This window comes from Pseudomonas sp. GW822-FHT06D10 (genome assembly GCF_058799535.1).
The window spans coordinates 858,162-873,036 of sequence record NZ_JBXALN010000001.1 but is presented as its reverse complement, the minus strand read 5'-3'; the positions used below and the strand labels follow the sequence as shown (position 1 = coordinate 873,036).

13 protein-coding genes are annotated in these 14,875 nt (G+C 67.6%); all 13 read left to right on the top strand.

The window, feature by feature from the left end; all coding sequences use genetic code 11:
• The first annotated feature begins 1 nt into the window (after position 1).
• The 13 genes from AC1RL5_RS03850 (at position 2) to AC1RL5_RS03790 (ending at position 14,840) form a co-directional block, all read left to right on the top strand.
• Positions 2 to 646: a CpsD/CapB family tyrosine-protein kinase gene (locus AC1RL5_RS03850; RefSeq protein WP_011061368.1), complete on the top strand. Its 645-nt coding sequence runs from the start codon at positions 2 to 4 to the stop codon at positions 644 to 646.
• A 22-nt stretch (positions 647 to 668) separates the two neighbouring features.
• A complete protein-coding gene (locus AC1RL5_RS03845) occupies positions 669 to 1,688 on the top strand; it encodes a polysaccharide biosynthesis/export family protein (protein WP_093403279.1) in 1,020 nt (339 codons plus the stop codon).
• An 11-nt stretch (positions 1,689 to 1,699) separates the two neighbouring features.
• Positions 1,700 to 3,292: a GumC family protein gene (locus AC1RL5_RS03840; protein WP_041118261.1), complete on the top strand. Its 1,593-nt coding sequence runs from the start codon at positions 1,700 to 1,702 to the stop codon at positions 3,290 to 3,292.
• Positions 3,293 to 3,303: 11 nt separating this feature from the next.
• The gene (locus AC1RL5_RS03835; RefSeq protein ID WP_492588928.1) at positions 3,304 to 4,404 is read left to right on the top strand and encodes a glycosyltransferase family 4 protein; all 1,101 of its coding nucleotides are present in this window, start codon (positions 3,304 to 3,306) and stop codon (positions 4,402 to 4,404) included.
• Positions 4,401 to 5,771: an O-antigen ligase family protein gene (locus AC1RL5_RS03830; protein ID WP_072450293.1), complete on the top strand. Its 1,371-nt coding sequence runs from the start codon at positions 4,401 to 4,403 to the stop codon at positions 5,769 to 5,771. Before AC1RL5_RS03835 ends, AC1RL5_RS03830 begins: the two co-directional genes overlap by 4 nt.
• Positions 5,772 to 5,915: 144 nt before the next feature.
• Positions 5,916 to 6,881 carry a glycosyltransferase family 2 protein gene (locus tag AC1RL5_RS03825; protein ID WP_492588929.1) on the top strand — a complete coding sequence of 322 codons (966 nt, stop codon included), beginning with the start codon at positions 5,916 to 5,918 and terminating at the stop codon, positions 6,879 to 6,881.
• Entirely contained in the window at positions 6,874 to 8,010 is a 1,137-nt protein-coding gene (locus tag AC1RL5_RS03820; RefSeq protein WP_053158618.1) for a glycosyltransferase, read from the top strand. Before AC1RL5_RS03825 ends, AC1RL5_RS03820 begins: the two co-directional genes overlap by 8 nt.
• A gap of 1 nt (position 8,011) precedes the next feature.
• Complete coding sequence (locus AC1RL5_RS03815) at positions 8,012 to 9,010, top strand: polysaccharide deacetylase family protein (RefSeq protein WP_053151723.1); 999 nt, start codon at positions 8,012 to 8,014, stop codon at positions 9,008 to 9,010.
• Positions 9,007 to 10,317 (top strand): lipopolysaccharide biosynthesis protein, encoded by a 1,311-nt coding sequence (locus AC1RL5_RS03810; protein ID WP_492588930.1) that lies wholly within the window; start codon positions 9,007 to 9,009, stop codon positions 10,315 to 10,317. Before AC1RL5_RS03815 ends, AC1RL5_RS03810 begins: the two co-directional genes overlap by 4 nt.
• Complete coding sequence (locus AC1RL5_RS03805; protein WP_492588931.1) at positions 10,314 to 12,242, top strand: hypothetical protein; 1,929 nt, start codon at positions 10,314 to 10,316, stop codon at positions 12,240 to 12,242. Before AC1RL5_RS03810 ends, AC1RL5_RS03805 begins: the two co-directional genes overlap by 4 nt.
• Positions 12,239 to 12,943, top strand: a complete 705-nt coding sequence (locus AC1RL5_RS03800) for a GNAT family N-acetyltransferase (protein WP_011061378.1) — start codon at positions 12,239 to 12,241, stop codon at positions 12,941 to 12,943. Before AC1RL5_RS03805 ends, AC1RL5_RS03800 begins: the two co-directional genes overlap by 4 nt.
• Positions 12,940 to 14,064 carry a GNAT family N-acetyltransferase gene (locus AC1RL5_RS03795; RefSeq protein WP_492588932.1) on the top strand — a complete coding sequence of 375 codons (1,125 nt, stop codon included), beginning with the start codon at positions 12,940 to 12,942 and terminating at the stop codon, positions 14,062 to 14,064. The genes AC1RL5_RS03800 and AC1RL5_RS03795 overlap by 4 nt, the downstream gene beginning before the upstream one ends.
• A complete protein-coding gene (locus tag AC1RL5_RS03790) occupies positions 14,061 to 14,840 on the top strand; it encodes a carbohydrate deacetylase (RefSeq protein ID WP_492588933.1) in 780 nt (259 codons plus the stop codon). The genes AC1RL5_RS03795 and AC1RL5_RS03790 overlap by 4 nt, the downstream gene beginning before the upstream one ends.
• The last annotated feature ends 35 nt before the right edge of the window (positions 14,841 to 14,875 follow it).

Sequence of the window (14,875 nt, the reverse complement as noted above, 5' to 3'; positions counted from 1 at the left end):
AATGGCGGCAGCAACCTTTGCCAGTCTGAAGATCCAGAGCCCCAGCGAAAGCAACCTGGCGGTGACCGTACTCGACCAGGAACTGCGGGTCATCCTGCTGACCGCGGCCAACCGCAACAGCGGCGTCACCAGCAGCAGCCTGAGCATGGCCAACGAACTGGCGCGCACCAGCCGCGGCCGGGTGCTGGTGGTGGACACCAGCCTCTCGGACAGCAGCCTGACCCGGCGCCTGGCCCTGGATGAGCGGCCCGGCTTCCTCGACCTGGCACTGGCCGAAACCCCGCCGCCCCTGGCCTCGTGCATCGAGAGCAGCGACGCGGTGAATTTCGACTTCCTGCCCCTGGGCCGCCGCCAGCAGTACAGCGAGCGCCTGACCCCGGAACTGCTGCGCGAACTGCTGCAGGCCCTGGCCGAGGAATACCGCTTCGTGATCATCGACGGCGACCCGGTCTACAGCAGCGGCGACATCCTCACCCTGGCCACCCAGGTCGACGGCGTGGTGCTGGTGGTGCGCAGCGAGGAAACCCGCTGGGAAGTGGCCCAGGCCGCCGCCCAGCGCCTGATCCAGGCCGAGGCCAAGTTGATCGGCAGCGTGTTCAACGCCCGCAAGTACTACATGCCCAAGTGGGTTTATGACCGTCTCTGACCGGCACAAGGACCGTGTAACCATGAACAAGCCAAGACTTTCCCTGCTGAGCCTGTCACTGCTGCTGGCCCTGGGTGGCTGCGTCAATCGCGAGCCGCAGCAGATGCCGGTGCAGATCCTCAGCGCCCCGGCCGACCAGGCCCAGCTCACCGAGGTGGTGCCCATCGAGCAGGTGCTGCGGCCCCAGGACGTGCTGGACGTGATCTTCCATATCGGCACCACCAGCCAGCAGCGCTACCTCGTGCAGCCCGGCGACCAGGTGGATGTGACCTTCCTCACCGCTCCGGAACTGGGCGGCAGCAAACTGGTGCTGCCCGACGGCAGCATCGACATGCCCTACGTGGGCAATATCCAGGTCGCCGGGCTCTCCGCCGAACAGGCGCGCCAGGTCCTGGAAACCCAATACGCCAAGGTGCTGAAGAAGCCGCAGATCAACTTTTCGATCTCCCACGCCATGGCCCAGCTGGACAACCTGCGCACCAGCCTGACCAACCCGGCCACCGGGCTTAGCCGCGAGATCGTCGTGGGCTCCGACGGCCGCGCCAGTTTCCCGCTGCTGGGCAGCCTGTCGTTGCAGGGCAAGAGCCTCAGCGAGCTGCAGACCCTGATCAACCAGCGCTATGCCAAGGAGGTGGGTTCGGTGAGCGTCGATGTGCTGCTCAAGACCACCGCCTCCAACGAGGTGTTCGTCATGGGCGAAGTCGGCCAGCCCGGAGCCTACCCGATCCGCCGGCCGATCTCGGTGCTTGAGGCCCTGACCCTGGCCAAGGGGGCCGGCCCCACTGCACGCCTGGATTCGGTGGTGATCATGCGGCGCAAGGGCAACCAGGTCGAAGCCCGGGTCTACGACGCCGACGCGGCGCTGGACGGCAAGGCCCTGCAATTCGCCTACCTGCAGCCCGACGACATGCTCTATGTGCCCAAGACCCGCCTGGCCAAGGCCGGCGCCCTGAGCAAGCAGCTGGCGGACGTGATCATGTTCCAGGGTGTCGGGTTCAGCTTCGGCTACCGCGTCGACAACAAAGAAACGAACAACAACTGAGTTCCCTCTTGATGACCAAGATCGAAAACTACCTGCACGAGTTCCTGCTCGTGTTCTTTGTCAATCGGCGCCTGATCAAACGGGTGTTCCTGGGTTTCGCGGTGATCGCCCTGCTGCTGCCCCTGGTGCTCAAGCAGAGCTTCGAGATCACTGCCGAAGTCATCGTGCAGTCCAAGAAACTCTCGCAGACCGACGCCAACACCGTGCTCGCCCCGGACTCCGACAAGTTCATCCCGCCGTCGCTGGCGGACATGGAGACCGAGAGCAACATCCTGCGTTCACCCACGCTGATCCGCGACACCATCGACCAGTTGCGCCGCGAAGGCCAGTTCGGCGGCAGCGAGGGCCTGTTGACCCGGCTGATCGTCAAGCCGATCCGCAATGGCCTGATCGACCCCCTGCGCAACCATGTGATCAACCCGGTGCGCGGTTTCTTCGGCCTGGCCGTGGACCCGGTGCGCGATACCAGCCTGGATGCCTTCACCGACCAGGCGGTCAAGGACCTGAAGATCGGCACCCTGCCCGGCTCCAACGTGATCTCCATCGTCTACGCCAGCCCCAATGCCGCCGAAGGCACGCGCTTTGTCGAGCGCCTGCTGGCCAACTACCTGAAGAACCGCCAGGACCTGCAATCCAACGAACTGCCCGAAGCCTTCTACGAACAGAAGAAGGCCCAGTACCAGTCGCGCCTGGATGACCTGGAAGGCAAGCGCCAGGCCCTGCTGGAAGCGGCCCACGCCTCCGACCCCAAGGAAGAGATCACCTTCCGCCTGAACGCCATCAACACCGAAGAGCAATCGCTCAACGGCTACCGCGACCAGGCCCTGGAGAACCAGCGCCGCCTGGATTACCTGCAGAAGAACCTGGCTGCCGCGCGCAAGGCCGGCCTCACCGACTACACCTTCCCCTTCGCCTTCGCCAACACCGTGGACAACGTTGCCTACGAAGACCGCGAGATCAAGCAACTGGGCGAACAGCTGACCAACCTGGTGAGCCAGTACGGCACCACCGCCGACACCTACCGCGCCGACAGCGTGCCCATGCAGCAGCAGCGCGAGCAGATCGTGCGGGCCCGGGCGCAGTTCCTCAAGGTGGTGGAGAACCGCGTGCGCGAGCGCAGCAGCGACTTGCAGATCACCCAGTCGGTGATCGCCCAGAAGACCGCGCGGATCAACGACTACAAGGCGCGGGTGCGCGACCTGCAAGAGGTCCTGAGCAAACTGCGCCAGCTGGACACTGAAATCGATGCCTTGCACAAAGCCTTCTTCACCTACACCCAGCGCTACGAAGAGAGCCGTGGCGAGCGCCTGATCAGTGGCGAGCTGTCCAACGCGCGGGTCCTGAGCCAGCCTTACGAACCCAGCGAAGCGGCGTTCCCCAAGCCGATGCTGATCATTCCCCTGGGCCTGCTCACCGGCCTGCTGCTGGCCATTGCCCTGGGCTATGTCTACGAGTTCTTCGACCATCGCTTCAAGCACCCGGCCCAGGTCAGTGATCACCTCGGCCTGCCGGTGCTGATGGTGCTCAACGCGGTCGAGCAGCCCCAGGTCAACCCGTACCCGCGCTGGACCTGGCGCTGGGCCTGGCATTGGGCCAAACAGTGAGCGACCTGAGCATGGCCGCGCAGCCTATCGTGCACCTGATCCACAGCGGCGGTTTCTACGGTGCCGAGCGCATGCTGCTGGATCATTGCCTGGGCACCCCGGGGCAGCATCGGGTGGTGTTCATCAATGCCCCCGATGCGCTGCTGCAGCGTTTCGCCGAGGCCGGCGTGGCGAGCCACAACTGCCACTGCCTGCAGGAACTGCTGGCGCACCTGCGGCAACAGCCGGGGCTGCTCAACGCGCACAACTTCAAGGCCCAGGTGTTTGCCTGGGTCTGCGCCCGGCGCCTGCGCCTGCCCCTGGTCATGACCCAGCACGGCTTCACCCCGCGCAGCCTGAAACAGAAGTTCTACACCTGGCTCAGCCTGCGCCTGTGCCGCAGCCGCCGGGTGCGCCGGGTAGCCTGCGTGGCCCAGAGCATTGCCCTGCTGCACCTGGAGGCGGGGGTCGCCGAGGGCAAGCTGCGGGTGATCCCCAACGGCCTGCCGGAGCCGGTCCTGGAACTGCCGGCGAGCCTGGACGGGCCGCCGCTGCGCGAGCCCGAAGTACGCCGCGACGAAATGGAACCCTTGGTGGGTTTCGTCGGGCGCCTGAGCGCGGAAAAAGGCCCGGACCTGTTTCTCGATGCGCTGATCGGCCTGTGCCAGCAGCGCCCTGCGCTCAAGGCCGTGCTGCTGGGCGATGGTGAGCAGAACCAGGCCCTGCGCGAGCGCATCAACGAAGCCGGGTTGGCCACGCGCATCCTGCTGCCGGGCTATCAGAACGACATGCAGCCCTGGCTCAAGCGCCTGAATGTGCTGGTACTGAGTTCACGCACCGAAGGCACACCGATGATCCTGCTCGAAGCCATGCAGGCCGGCACCCCGGTGGTGGCCTTTGCCGTGGGCGGGATTCCCGATGTGCTGCAGCACCGGCACAACGGCCTGCTGGCCAAGCCCCTGGACAGTGCCGGGCTGGGGCGCTGCATCGGCCAGTTGCTGGACGACCCGGTACTGGCCGGGGAGCTGGCCAAGGCGGCCCAGGTCACCCAGCGCAAGCACTATCACTTGCCCACCCTGGCTCGCCGCTGGGATGAGCTGTACCGCGTCGCCAGAGAGAGCTCCCGAGTATGATCGCCGCTCCGTTCCTGGGTTTGCTGCTGGGTCTGGCCGCACTGTTGCTGCTGGCCAGCCCCTGGCCGTTTCTTGCGCCGCTGGTGGTGGTCGGGCTGTTCGGCCTGGCGCTGCTGTACCGGCGCCCGGGCTGGGGCCTGCTGGGGATCTGCGCCCTGGTGCCCTTCGAAGGCCTGTTCAAGGACAGCGCGTTCTCCGGGGCCAAGCTGCTCGGCGCCTCGCTGATCCTGATCATGCTGTTCAAGCTGTTGCTGCGGCAGATCCCCGACACCCGCCTGCGCAGCAACCTGTGGCGGGCCCTGGGGCCATTCCTGCTGTGCCTGCTGCTGAGCATGCTGTACAGCGAGAACCTGCTGGTGTCGCTGGACAGCCTGCGGGAGCTGGCAGTGGGCCTGGTCCTGTTCTTCGTCACCCTGCTGATTGCCCGGGAAGTCAACCTGCTGATGCTCTGCCGCCTGCTGGCGGTGAGCGTGGCCATCACCTGTGTGATCGCCCTGGTATCGGCCAAGTACCAGGTGGGCGGCCGGGCCATCGGCCTGTTGCAGGATGCCAACTACTTCGCCCTGCTGATCGCCATGGCGGTGCCGCCGGCGATCTTCCTCGCCCTGCGTTCGCCCCATTGGCCGGTGCGGCTGTTCTGGGTCGGCATCAGCCTGACCCTGATGGCCGGGATGACCAAGACCGACTCGCGCTCGGGCCTGCTGGTGGTGCTGTTCACCATTGCCATCGGCGTCTGGCACTACCGCGACCGGCTCAAGGGCCTGCGGCCCAAGCACCTGGGCTTCGCCATGTTCGCCGTGGCCATCGTCATTCCCCTGGGCATTGCCGTGCTGCCGGCGGAGTACGTGGCGCGGATCCAGTCCCTGAGCATGCTCAAGTCCGGCGCGCACTCGGCGGACACCTCCCTGGGCCGGCGCACCTCCTACCTGGTGGTGGGCGGCCAGATGATCCGCCAGAACCCGCTGCTGGGCTCGGGCCTGGGGACCTTCCCGATCCACTACGCGCAGACCGGCTTTGCCAGCAGCTTCTCGGAAAACATGAACGAGCCGGACCTGTTCCGCCGGGCCCACAACACCTACCTGGAGCTGTTCAGCGAGCTGGGCATTCCCGGCGGCCTGAGCTTCGTGGCGCTGATGCTGATGGGCCTGCGCAACTTCGAACGGGCGCGCCAGGGCTTTCTTGCCCGGGGCCAGCGCGAGCAGGCCGATATCGCCACCCACCTGGGCCTGAGCCTGTTGGCCATGGCGGTGTTCCTGCTGTTTCTCAGCGCGCCGAACCACAAGTACCTGTGGATCTTCCTGGCCCTGTCCAGCGTCCTGCGCCTGCAGGCCGAAGACGCTCCCGCGCCGCGCCCGGCCCCGGCCTGACAACGCCGCGTGTAGCCACTGCCCCAGGCTGCGACCAGGCCCGAAGGGCCTTCTGGCCCCCAGGAGCAGCACCGACAGAACAGCAACACCGCGCCCTCACCCGGCGCCCACGACAACAACGCAATCTGGCCAAGGGAGGCAAAGATGCAAAGGATCAGCGTGATCGTGCCCATGTACAACGAGGCGCGTCACATCACCCGCACCCTGGACAGCGTGCTGCGCGCCGCCCGGGCGGCGACCCTGGACTGCGAACTGATAGTGGTGGACAACGGCTCCACCGATCAGGGGCCGCAACGGGCCCGGGAGCTGGGCGCGCGGGTGCTGCTGTGCCCGGGCATCGGCATCGGCGCCCTGCGTAACCGCGGTGCGGCGGTGGCCACCGGCGATAGCCTGGCGTTCCTCGACGCCGACATCGAAGTGCCCGGCAATTGGCTGCAGCTCTGGCAGCAGGCCCAGGCCGAGCAGCGTGCCGAGGTCTTCGCCCTGGACTGCGCGGCACCCGCCAGCGCCCCCTGGTTCGCCCGGACCTGGCAGCGCCGCAGCCTGGCCGGCGACCCGCAACCCCGGCTACTGCCGTGGATGCCCACCCCCAACCTGTGCCTGCAGCGGGCCTGGTTCGAACGGGTCGGCGGCTTCAACGAGCAGTTGCGCACCGGCGAGGACAAGGATTTCGGCCTGCGCCTGCACGCTGCCGGCGCCCGCCAGTTGAGCCTGCCCCAGCCCCAGGTGCTGCATTGGGGCTACGAGGCCAGCTGGGCCGAATGGGCCGGCAAGGAACGCTGGCGCCAGGGCAGCCACGTGCAATTGCTCAAGGGCAGCGGCTTCAGCCTGCGCCTGTTGCGCTTTCCCCTGTTGTGCCTGGCCTGCGCCCTGCTCAGCCTCGTGGCGTTGCTGTGCCTGCTCGCGGGCCTGCCCGGCGCCGCGGGCCTGTGCCTGCTGCTGGGAGCGCTGGCGCCCCTGGCCCTGGCTGTGCGCCAGGGCCTGCGCCAACGCGACCCGCTGTTCGTCCTGCAACTCTGGCTGCTGCACTGGGTGCGCCTGCACCTGGGCGCCCTGGCCCTGGTGCAGGCCCTGTTCAACCGTTCTGTCGAGAGACCTGACCGTGGCTAAAACACTTTTCTGGCTGTGCCTGCTACTGCCTTTCTATGCCTGGGTCGGCTACCCCCTGCTGCTGGCCCTGCTCAGCCTGTTCGTCAGGCCGCGGCCGGTGCAGGAAGGCGCGCCGCTGTCGGTCAGCGTGATCATCGCCGCGCACAACGAAGGCCCGCACATCGAGCACAAGCTGCGCACTCTGTTGCAGCAGGACTACCCGGCCACCGACCTGCAGATCATCCTCGCCAGCGACGGTTCCAGCGACGACACCGTGGCCACGGCCCTGGGCGTGCGCGACTCACGGATCGTGGTCCTGGACCTGCCCCGGGTGGGCAAGGCCGGGGCGCTGAACGCCGCGGTGGAGCTGGCGCGCAACGATATCCTGGTGTTCACCGACGCCGATAACCAGTGGTCCCACGACACCCTGGGCAAGCTGCTGGCGCCCTTGTCCGACCCGCAGGTGGGGGCCTGTGGCGGGCACATGATCATCCCCGACCCCGGGCACAACCTGAGCCTGGGAGACAGCTTGTACCGGCACTACGAGGCCTGGTTGCGCCAGGCGGAAAACCGCACCGGCTGCATGGTCTCCGCCGACGGCGCGCTGCTGGCCCTGCGCCGCGAACTGTTCCAGCGGGTTCCGGCCGAGGTCAACGATGACTTCTTCATCAGCACCTGCGCCCCGGTGGCCGGCAAGCGGATCGTCTATGTCGAGGAGGCCCAGGTGCTGGACCAGGGCGTGGACGAAGCCGGCAAGCAGTACCGGCGGCGCCTGCGGGTCACCGTCGGCGGCCTGCAGAGCCTGGCCCAGCGCCGCGAGCTGATGAACCCACTGCGCCACGGCGCCTACGCCATCGCCCTGATCAGCCACAAGCTGATCCGCCGCCTGGCCCCGGTGCTGTTGCTGCCGCTGCTGGTCAGCAGCCTGCTGCTGTGGAATGCCGGCGCCTTCTACAGCCTGGCCCTGCTGGCCCAGGTGCTGGGTTACGGCGCCGGGATCATGGGCCTGCTGGACCGCCGCGGGCGCCTGCCCAAGGTGTTTCGCCTGGCCGGTTTCGTGCTGGTGACAATGGCCGGCATGAGCATGGGCCTCTGGCAATTTCTCCGCGGGCAGCGCTATGCCCTGTGGAACCCACAACAGAACCGCTGACATGAACCTCAAACTCAACCTCAAGCGCCTGCTGGGCAACGCCTACTTGCACAGCGTCGGCCGCGCCCGCCTCAGCGAAGCCGGGGTGGTGCTGATGCTGCACCGGGTGCTGGCCGACGAGCAGGCCGCCCGCCGGCCACACCGGGCGCCACTGTGCGTCGGCCAGCGCCAGTTCGAGCACCTGCTGCGCTGGCTGCGGCGGCATTTCGACTGTGTGCCGCTCAATCACCTGCTGCAATACCCCGGCGGCGACCGGCCGCGCCTGGCCCTGACCTTCGATGACGGCTGGCGCGACAACGCCGAGGTGGCCTACCCGCTGCTGGAGCGCTACGAGGTGCCGGCGAGCATCTTCCTCTCCACCGACTTCATCGGCAGCGCCCAGGGCTTCTGGTGGGAGTCCATCGGCGAAACGCTCTGGCTGCGGCCCGCAAGCGCCGCGGCCCGGCCGCTGCTGGAACAGTTGCAGGCGCTGCAACTGGCACCTGCGGCCGAGCTGTTGCAGCCGGGTGACAGCGACGCCCGCAGCCGGCTCCTGGGGCGCTACCTGCAACGCTTGAAGACCCTGCCCGGGCCCACCCTCCAGGCCCTGGCCGACAGTTGCCCCAACGAGCACGGCCCCCACAGCCTGGACTGGGCCCAGGTGCAGCGCCTGGAGCGTTCGGCACTGGTGCGCTTTGGGCCCCACGGCGCCAGCCATGCCATTCTCACCGGCCTTGACGAGGCCGCGCTGAAAGCGGATCTGCAACGCTCCCATCAGGCGTTGCAGAACCATTGCCAGGCGCCGCTGGGGGTCTATTGCTACCCCAATGGCGACCACAATGCCCAGGTGCGCGCCGCCGTCGCCGGGCTGGGTTATCGCTACGCCCTGGGCACCCGCCCCGGGCTGATCGAGGCCAGTGGCAACCCGCTCCTGGCCTTGCCACGCATCGACGTCAGCCACGCCAGCGCCGCCCGCCCCGGTTTGCTGGCCTGGCGCCTGCTGCAGGGAGCCCGGGCATGAAGCGCGGCGGCTACCTCTGGCACCTGGCCCTGAGCATGGGCACGCGCCTGGCGATGATCGGCCTGCGGCTGCTGCGCAACGTGCTGCTGGCTCGATTGCTGGGCCCGGCGGATCGCGGCCTGTTCGCCCTGCTCAGCACCCTGCCGGAACTGATTGCCGCCCTGACCAGCGGCGGGCTGAACACCGCGGTCGGCTATGAAGCCGCGCGCCAGCGGCCCATGGGCCTGCTACTGACCCAGGTGCTGGTCTACGGCTGCCTGCTGGCCAGCCTGCTGACCCTGGCCGGGCTGGCGCTGATGAACACCCTGGGCAGCCAGTGGGAACTGAGCCTGCAACTGGGGGACCTGGCCTGGCTGTTGTTGCTGGCGGTGCCCATCACCGTGCTCAAGAGCGGCCTGCTGACCCTGCACAACGCCGATGGCCGGGTCGAAGCCTTCAATGCCCTGCGCCTGCTGGAATCCCTGGTGCCGCTGCTGCTGTTCGTCGGCCTGTGGTGGATCTGGCGCAATCAGCCGCTGTCGGCGGCCCTGGTCAGCTGGCTGGGGGGCACCTTGCTGGTGGTGGTGGTTGGCTGGTGCTGGTTGCGACGCTTCCACGACCTGGGCCTGCGCTGGCAGGCCGGGGAACAGGGCAAGCTGCTGCGCTACAGCGCCCAGAGCCACCCCGGGGTGCTGTCGCAACAATTGATGCTGCGTTCGGACTACCTGTTCATCGGTGCCCTGCTCGACCCCGCGGCCCTGGGCTGGTACGCCATGGCCAGCGCCGCCGCCGAGCTGCTGCTGATCATTCCCGAGGCGGTGACCACGCCACTGATGAAGCGCCTGCTGCAACAGGGATCGGGCATCGAGCAACTGACCGCCCTGGCCCTGCGCCTGACCGCCACGGTGATGCTCGGCGCCTGCCTGTGCATGGCGCTGATCGGCCAGTGGCTGATTGTCACCCTGTTCGGCGCCGACTACGCCCCGGCCTACGGTGCCCTGCTGGCCTTGCTGCCCGGGCTGTTCGGCCTGTGCTACGCGAGCATCCTGCGCCTGGACCTCTTGGGCAAGCAGCGCCCCGGCACGCTGTCGCTGCTGCTGGCCGGTGGCGCCCTGTTGAACCTGGCGCTCAATGCGCTGCTGATCCCGTCGCTGGGCATCGTCGGCGCCGGCCTGGCCTCGTCCATCGCCTACCTCGCGGTGAGCCTGGCCATGCTCGGCCTGTATTGCCACCTCAGCGGTGTGGCCTGGTACCGCACCCTGATCCTGTTACCTGGAGACATCGTCTACGTGCGCCAGTTATTGCGCCCTAAGGAAAGGCTTCAATGAAACCCTGTTCCCTGCTCGCCCTGATGCTGATCTCGGCGACCACTGCCCTGCACGCCGCGCCCCTGCAATGGGGCGATATCCGCGACGGCAGCCTGTACCTGCAAGCCGAGGCCGGCGACACCCTGCACCTGCGCTGGAGCCCGGCCTGGCAGAGCGACGCCAACCAGGAGCAGCTGTACCTGCTGCACCCGGACGGCCAGTTGCTGCAACAGCTGGAGATTCGCGCCGACCAACCCTACGGCCAGCGGGAAGTCCAACTACCCGCGGCCCAGGGCGACTACCGGCTGCAGGTCCCGGGCTACAGCTTTCGCAACTTCAAGGTCAGCCACGACAGCGCCACCCTGGCCCAGTTCGAACCGGCCAAGGTGCATTTCAGCGCCGACGTGCCCAGTGGCGTGGAGCTGTATTTTCGCGTGGCCGCCGGAGAGCAGGCGGTACTGGCGGGCAAGTATTACGGTGGGGTCAGCGTGCTCCAGGCCACACGCCTGAGTGACCACCAGTTGCTGCGCCTGAAGCTGGTGGAGCACCCGCAGTACGGTCAGTTCGACCAGATCCCGCTGCCGGTGGCCCAGCAGGACGAGGTCTGGCGCCTGTCCCTGGGCGGCTCGGGCAAGGTGGCGTTCTGGCTCGACGGCACCGCCAACCTGTTCGCCCAGGACCTGCGCCAGTTGCACCCGCTGCAATGGACACCGGGCCGGGTCGAGCTGAGCCTCAAGCCGCAGATGCGCGGCCCCAGCCCGCACCTGGGGATCGCCCTGCCCTATGCCCAGCCGCCGCAGTCGACCTTTGAACTGCTGCGGGCCCTGGGGCCGCGGGCGGCCAACTTCTACAGCTTCGTCGATGTGATCCAGCAGGAACCCCAACGCGAGCTGGGCTTTCGCCGGCTGTACCGCGAAACGTTCAAGATCGACCGCGACATCACCCTGCTGGCGGGCACCGGGCGCCGGGCGGTACTGGCAGCCGACAGCCAGAGCTTCGCCGGCCTCGACGCCTGGCTGGCGGACAGCGTGCACCTGGGCAACCAGGGCCTGCACTACCTGGCGTTCGCCGACGAACCCAACCTCAACTACCCCAGCTACGCCGTGTTCGCCAGCTACTTCGGGCGCATGCTGGAGCACGTCAAGGCCAACCCCGAGGCCCGGGCCGCAGGTGTGCGCATTGCCATGCCGGTCAGTTCGCGGCTGCTGGACGGGCCGTTTCGCATCGGTGCCGGGCAGCGCCGCGGCATCGACTGGGCGCGCCAGTTGCTGGAGGCCCACGGCGCCGATATCGACGCCATGGCCTGGCACGAGTGGATGGTCCGCGACCTGCTGGCCACCCGCCGCTACCGCGCCAGCGTGCGCGCCGCCGCCGACCTGGTGGGCCTGGATGACCTGGGCCGGCCGCGCAAGGCGCTGTTGCTGAGCCAGACCAATATCTCCAGCGGCCCGGACCTGAGCCCCTATCAGCAGGACACTCACTACGCCGCCCTGTGGTGGATGTCGGTGGTGGCCAATGCCTCCCAGGACGGCCTGCTGGACATGCTCAACTGGTTCCAGGCCGCCGATGAGCCCGAGTACCCCAAGGGCATGCTGGCCCAGCACGACGCCCAGCGCTTCAGCCTGAAGCCGGTGGCCGTGGCCCAGCAATTCATCCAGCGGCACTGGCTGGGGCAGGTCCAGGCGCTGGACAACCCGGCCTTCGAGGTGGATGCCCTGGCACTGCGCGATGGCCCGCGCCATAGCCTGCTGGGCGTGACCAAGACCCCGCGCGCACAAACCATCGACCTGGACGGCGCCGAGCAGATCTGCCAGGCCGGCCCGAGCCTGGAGCTGCTCGGCGCCGACGGGCACAGCCGCTCCGCCGCCGTGCAGTGCAGCAATGGCCGGGCCCAGTTGCAGGTGCCCGGTGAAACCCTGTTTGCCTTGACCTGGAAAACCCTATGAGTCGCTTGACCGGCCTGTTGGCCAGAATCCGCCGCAAGGGCCTGCGTGGCAGCCTGCGGGTGCTGCGTGAACGCTTCTTCTATTACCACTGGGAACTGCTGACCCTGGAACGTTCCCTGGCCTTGCCGGTGCCCTGCCCCATCAACCCCGGCCGCTGGCCCCAGGTGCCCATCACCCGCGAGCTTCTGCCGGCCTTCGACAAGTACTTCAAGGCACAACTGCCGGCCATTCGCGGCCTGCTGGACAAAGGCAGCCGCGGCAGCGCACACCTGGATGAAGACGGCAACGTGATGATGATGGTGTGGATCAGCGAGCGCGATTACTACGACGACCAGTTGTACCGCTGCTGGATGCGCATCCCGCCGGGCTGCCTGTATCAGTTCGCCGGAGAGTGCGCGGTGCCGTATCGCGGCTCGGGGGTGGTGATCCTGGCGCAGAAGCTGCTTTGGGACGAATACCGCGAGCGCGGCTTCAAGGCCACCCGGGCCCTGGTCAACGTGCGCAACGAGCCGGCGCTGAAGATGCACATGCGCCTGGGGTTCCAGGAAGTGGGTGAATCCCTGCATGTCTACTGCCTGTTGCGCTGCCTGCACTTCCACCGCCGCCGGCCGTACCACCAGACACGCCTGCACCACCTGCGCCGCGGGCGCCTGGCACAGCAGCCCAGCGGTTCCAGCCCTATCGACAAGGAACGTTCGTGAGCCTGCGTTGGCAATGGTGCGCCAGCCTCTGCACCCAGGACTTTCCCGTGGCGGCCTATGAGCAACTGCGCCAGCAAGTGCCACAGGCCACGCCGTTCAATCGCTTGAGCTGGCTACAGGGGGCGGAACGGGCCCTGGATCACCGGCACTTGCAGATACTCCTGGGCTGGCATGGCCAGCGCCTGGTGCTCTGCCTGCCGCTGACCCTGGGCCGCGAAACCCGGGCCGGCCTGCGCCTGCAGGTGATACGCCACCTGGGGCATCCGCTGAGCGACCGCCTGGCGCTGCTGGTCGCGGACCCGGCGCAAGGCGCCATGCCCGAGGTGCTGGAGCAGATCCGCCGGCAACTGCCCCATGACCTGCTGCAACTTCATGAACTGGTGGACGCCGAGCACCTGCTGGCGCCCTGGCGCCGGGCCAGCTGGTACAGCGAACAGGCCCTGAGCTGCCGGGCGCCGGAACACCTGATTGTCGACAGCGACCGCGAGGAAGCCACCGGCACCTTGCGCTACGAGCTGCGCCGGGCGAAGAAACGCTGCGCGGAAATCGACGCTCGGGTGATCCGCATGGCGCCCCAGGCCGACGGCATGGACGGGGTGCTGGAAATGCTCCGCGAGGTGGAACAGGCCAGTTGGAAAGGCGCAGACGGGTTGGGGATCTTCTCCGGGGAGCTGCGCTGGCAATGGATGGCCAGCGCCCTGCGCGGCCTGGCCGCCGAAGGTTGTGTGCGGGTGGTGATGCTGGAACACCAGGGCCGTTGCATCAGCTATCGCCTCGGCCTGCTGGAGCGCGGCCGCCTGTACGACTACAACATCGCCTTCCTGGCGCAATACAAGAACCTGGGCAGCGGCCGGCTGCTGCTGGATGAGTGGATCCGCTGGGGGCTGGACGAAGGCTGGCAGTGGGTCGATGCCTCGCGGGTCAGCCTCAGCCGCTCCAGCCATCAGTTGCATGAACGCATGAGCGGCCTGGTGGAACACCAGCGCTGGAGCTTCTATTCCTGGCGCCCGCGAGCGCTGCTGGCCGGTACCGCCGAACGCATCTGGCAGTGGCTCAAGCCGCGCCTCAAGGCCTGGCGCGAACGGCGCCAGGCCAACACCGTACAAGGATCCCGCCCATGAACCGCCCCCTGACTGCCGCCCGGGCCCACCGGGTCATCGTCAATGCCGACGACTTCGGTCTCGACCTGGACTACAACCAGCTGACCCTGCGCGCCTTCAAGCGAGGGGTGATCAGCTCGGCGACCCTGATGGCCAACATGCCGGCGTTCAACGACGCCTGTGAACTGACCCAGCAGCACGGTTTGCTGGGACGCATCGGCCTGCATTTCAACCTCACCTACGGCGCGCCACTGAGCCCGGCGATACGCCACCAGCCGTTGTTCTGTGACCCTCAGGGGCAGTTCGACCTGAACCTGCGGCGCTCGGCCCTGCGCCTGCCGGCCGCGGCGGCCGAGGCGGTGCGCGAGGAGTTGCAGGCCCAGTGGCAGCGCTGTGTCGATCAGGGGGTGCGGCCCAGCCATATCGACTCCCACCAGCACGTGCACAACCTGTGGCCGGTGGCAGCCATCGTCGCTCGCTTCGCCGCGCAGCAAGGGGTGCAGGTGCGCCTGGCGCGCAATGTGGGGGGCAACATCGGGCCCCTCAAGCGGTTGTTCAAGAGCGCGCTCAACCGGCGTATCCGCTGGTTGTGCGGGGCCGGGGCCCAGAGCGTGTGCACGCCCAGGGACCTGCTGGAAGGTTTTCGCCCGCCCGGCGTGATTGAAGTGGTGGCCCACCCGACCCAGCTGGCCGAGGGTGATTTCGGTGACGATTACCTGCCGGCGCAGCAGTCTCTGGAACAACTGCTGCAACAGGCATTGCCCGGGTATCAACGCATTGCCTACAGCGAGCTGTAAAAAACATTAGCTCCCTATGCAATTTAATCGGCAAT

Coding starts and splice junctions, on each gene's coding strand:
- AC1RL5_RS03850 (WP_011061368.1), top strand. CDS start 2: ATGGCGGCAGCAACCTTTGCCAGTCTGAAGATCCAGAGCCCCAGCGAA.
- AC1RL5_RS03845 (WP_093403279.1), top strand. CDS start 669: ATGAACAAGCCAAGACTTTCCCTGCTGAGCCTGTCACTGCTGCTGGCC.
- AC1RL5_RS03840 (WP_041118261.1), top strand. CDS start 1,700: ATGACCAAGATCGAAAACTACCTGCACGAGTTCCTGCTCGTGTTCTTT.
- AC1RL5_RS03835 (WP_492588928.1), top strand. CDS start 3,304: ATGGCCGCGCAGCCTATCGTGCACCTGATCCACAGCGGCGGTTTCTAC.
- AC1RL5_RS03830 (WP_072450293.1), top strand. CDS start 4,401: ATGATCGCCGCTCCGTTCCTGGGTTTGCTGCTGGGTCTGGCCGCACTG.
- AC1RL5_RS03825 (WP_492588929.1), top strand. CDS start 5,916: ATGCAAAGGATCAGCGTGATCGTGCCCATGTACAACGAGGCGCGTCAC.
- AC1RL5_RS03815 (WP_053151723.1), top strand. CDS start 8,012: ATGAACCTCAAACTCAACCTCAAGCGCCTGCTGGGCAACGCCTACTTG.
- AC1RL5_RS03810 (WP_492588930.1), top strand. CDS start 9,007: ATGAAGCGCGGCGGCTACCTCTGGCACCTGGCCCTGAGCATGGGCACG.
- AC1RL5_RS03805 (WP_492588931.1), top strand. CDS start 10,314: ATGAAACCCTGTTCCCTGCTCGCCCTGATGCTGATCTCGGCGACCACT.
- AC1RL5_RS03800 (WP_011061378.1), top strand. CDS start 12,239: ATGAGTCGCTTGACCGGCCTGTTGGCCAGAATCCGCCGCAAGGGCCTG.
- AC1RL5_RS03790 (WP_492588933.1), top strand. CDS start 14,061: ATGAACCGCCCCCTGACTGCCGCCCGGGCCCACCGGGTCATCGTCAAT.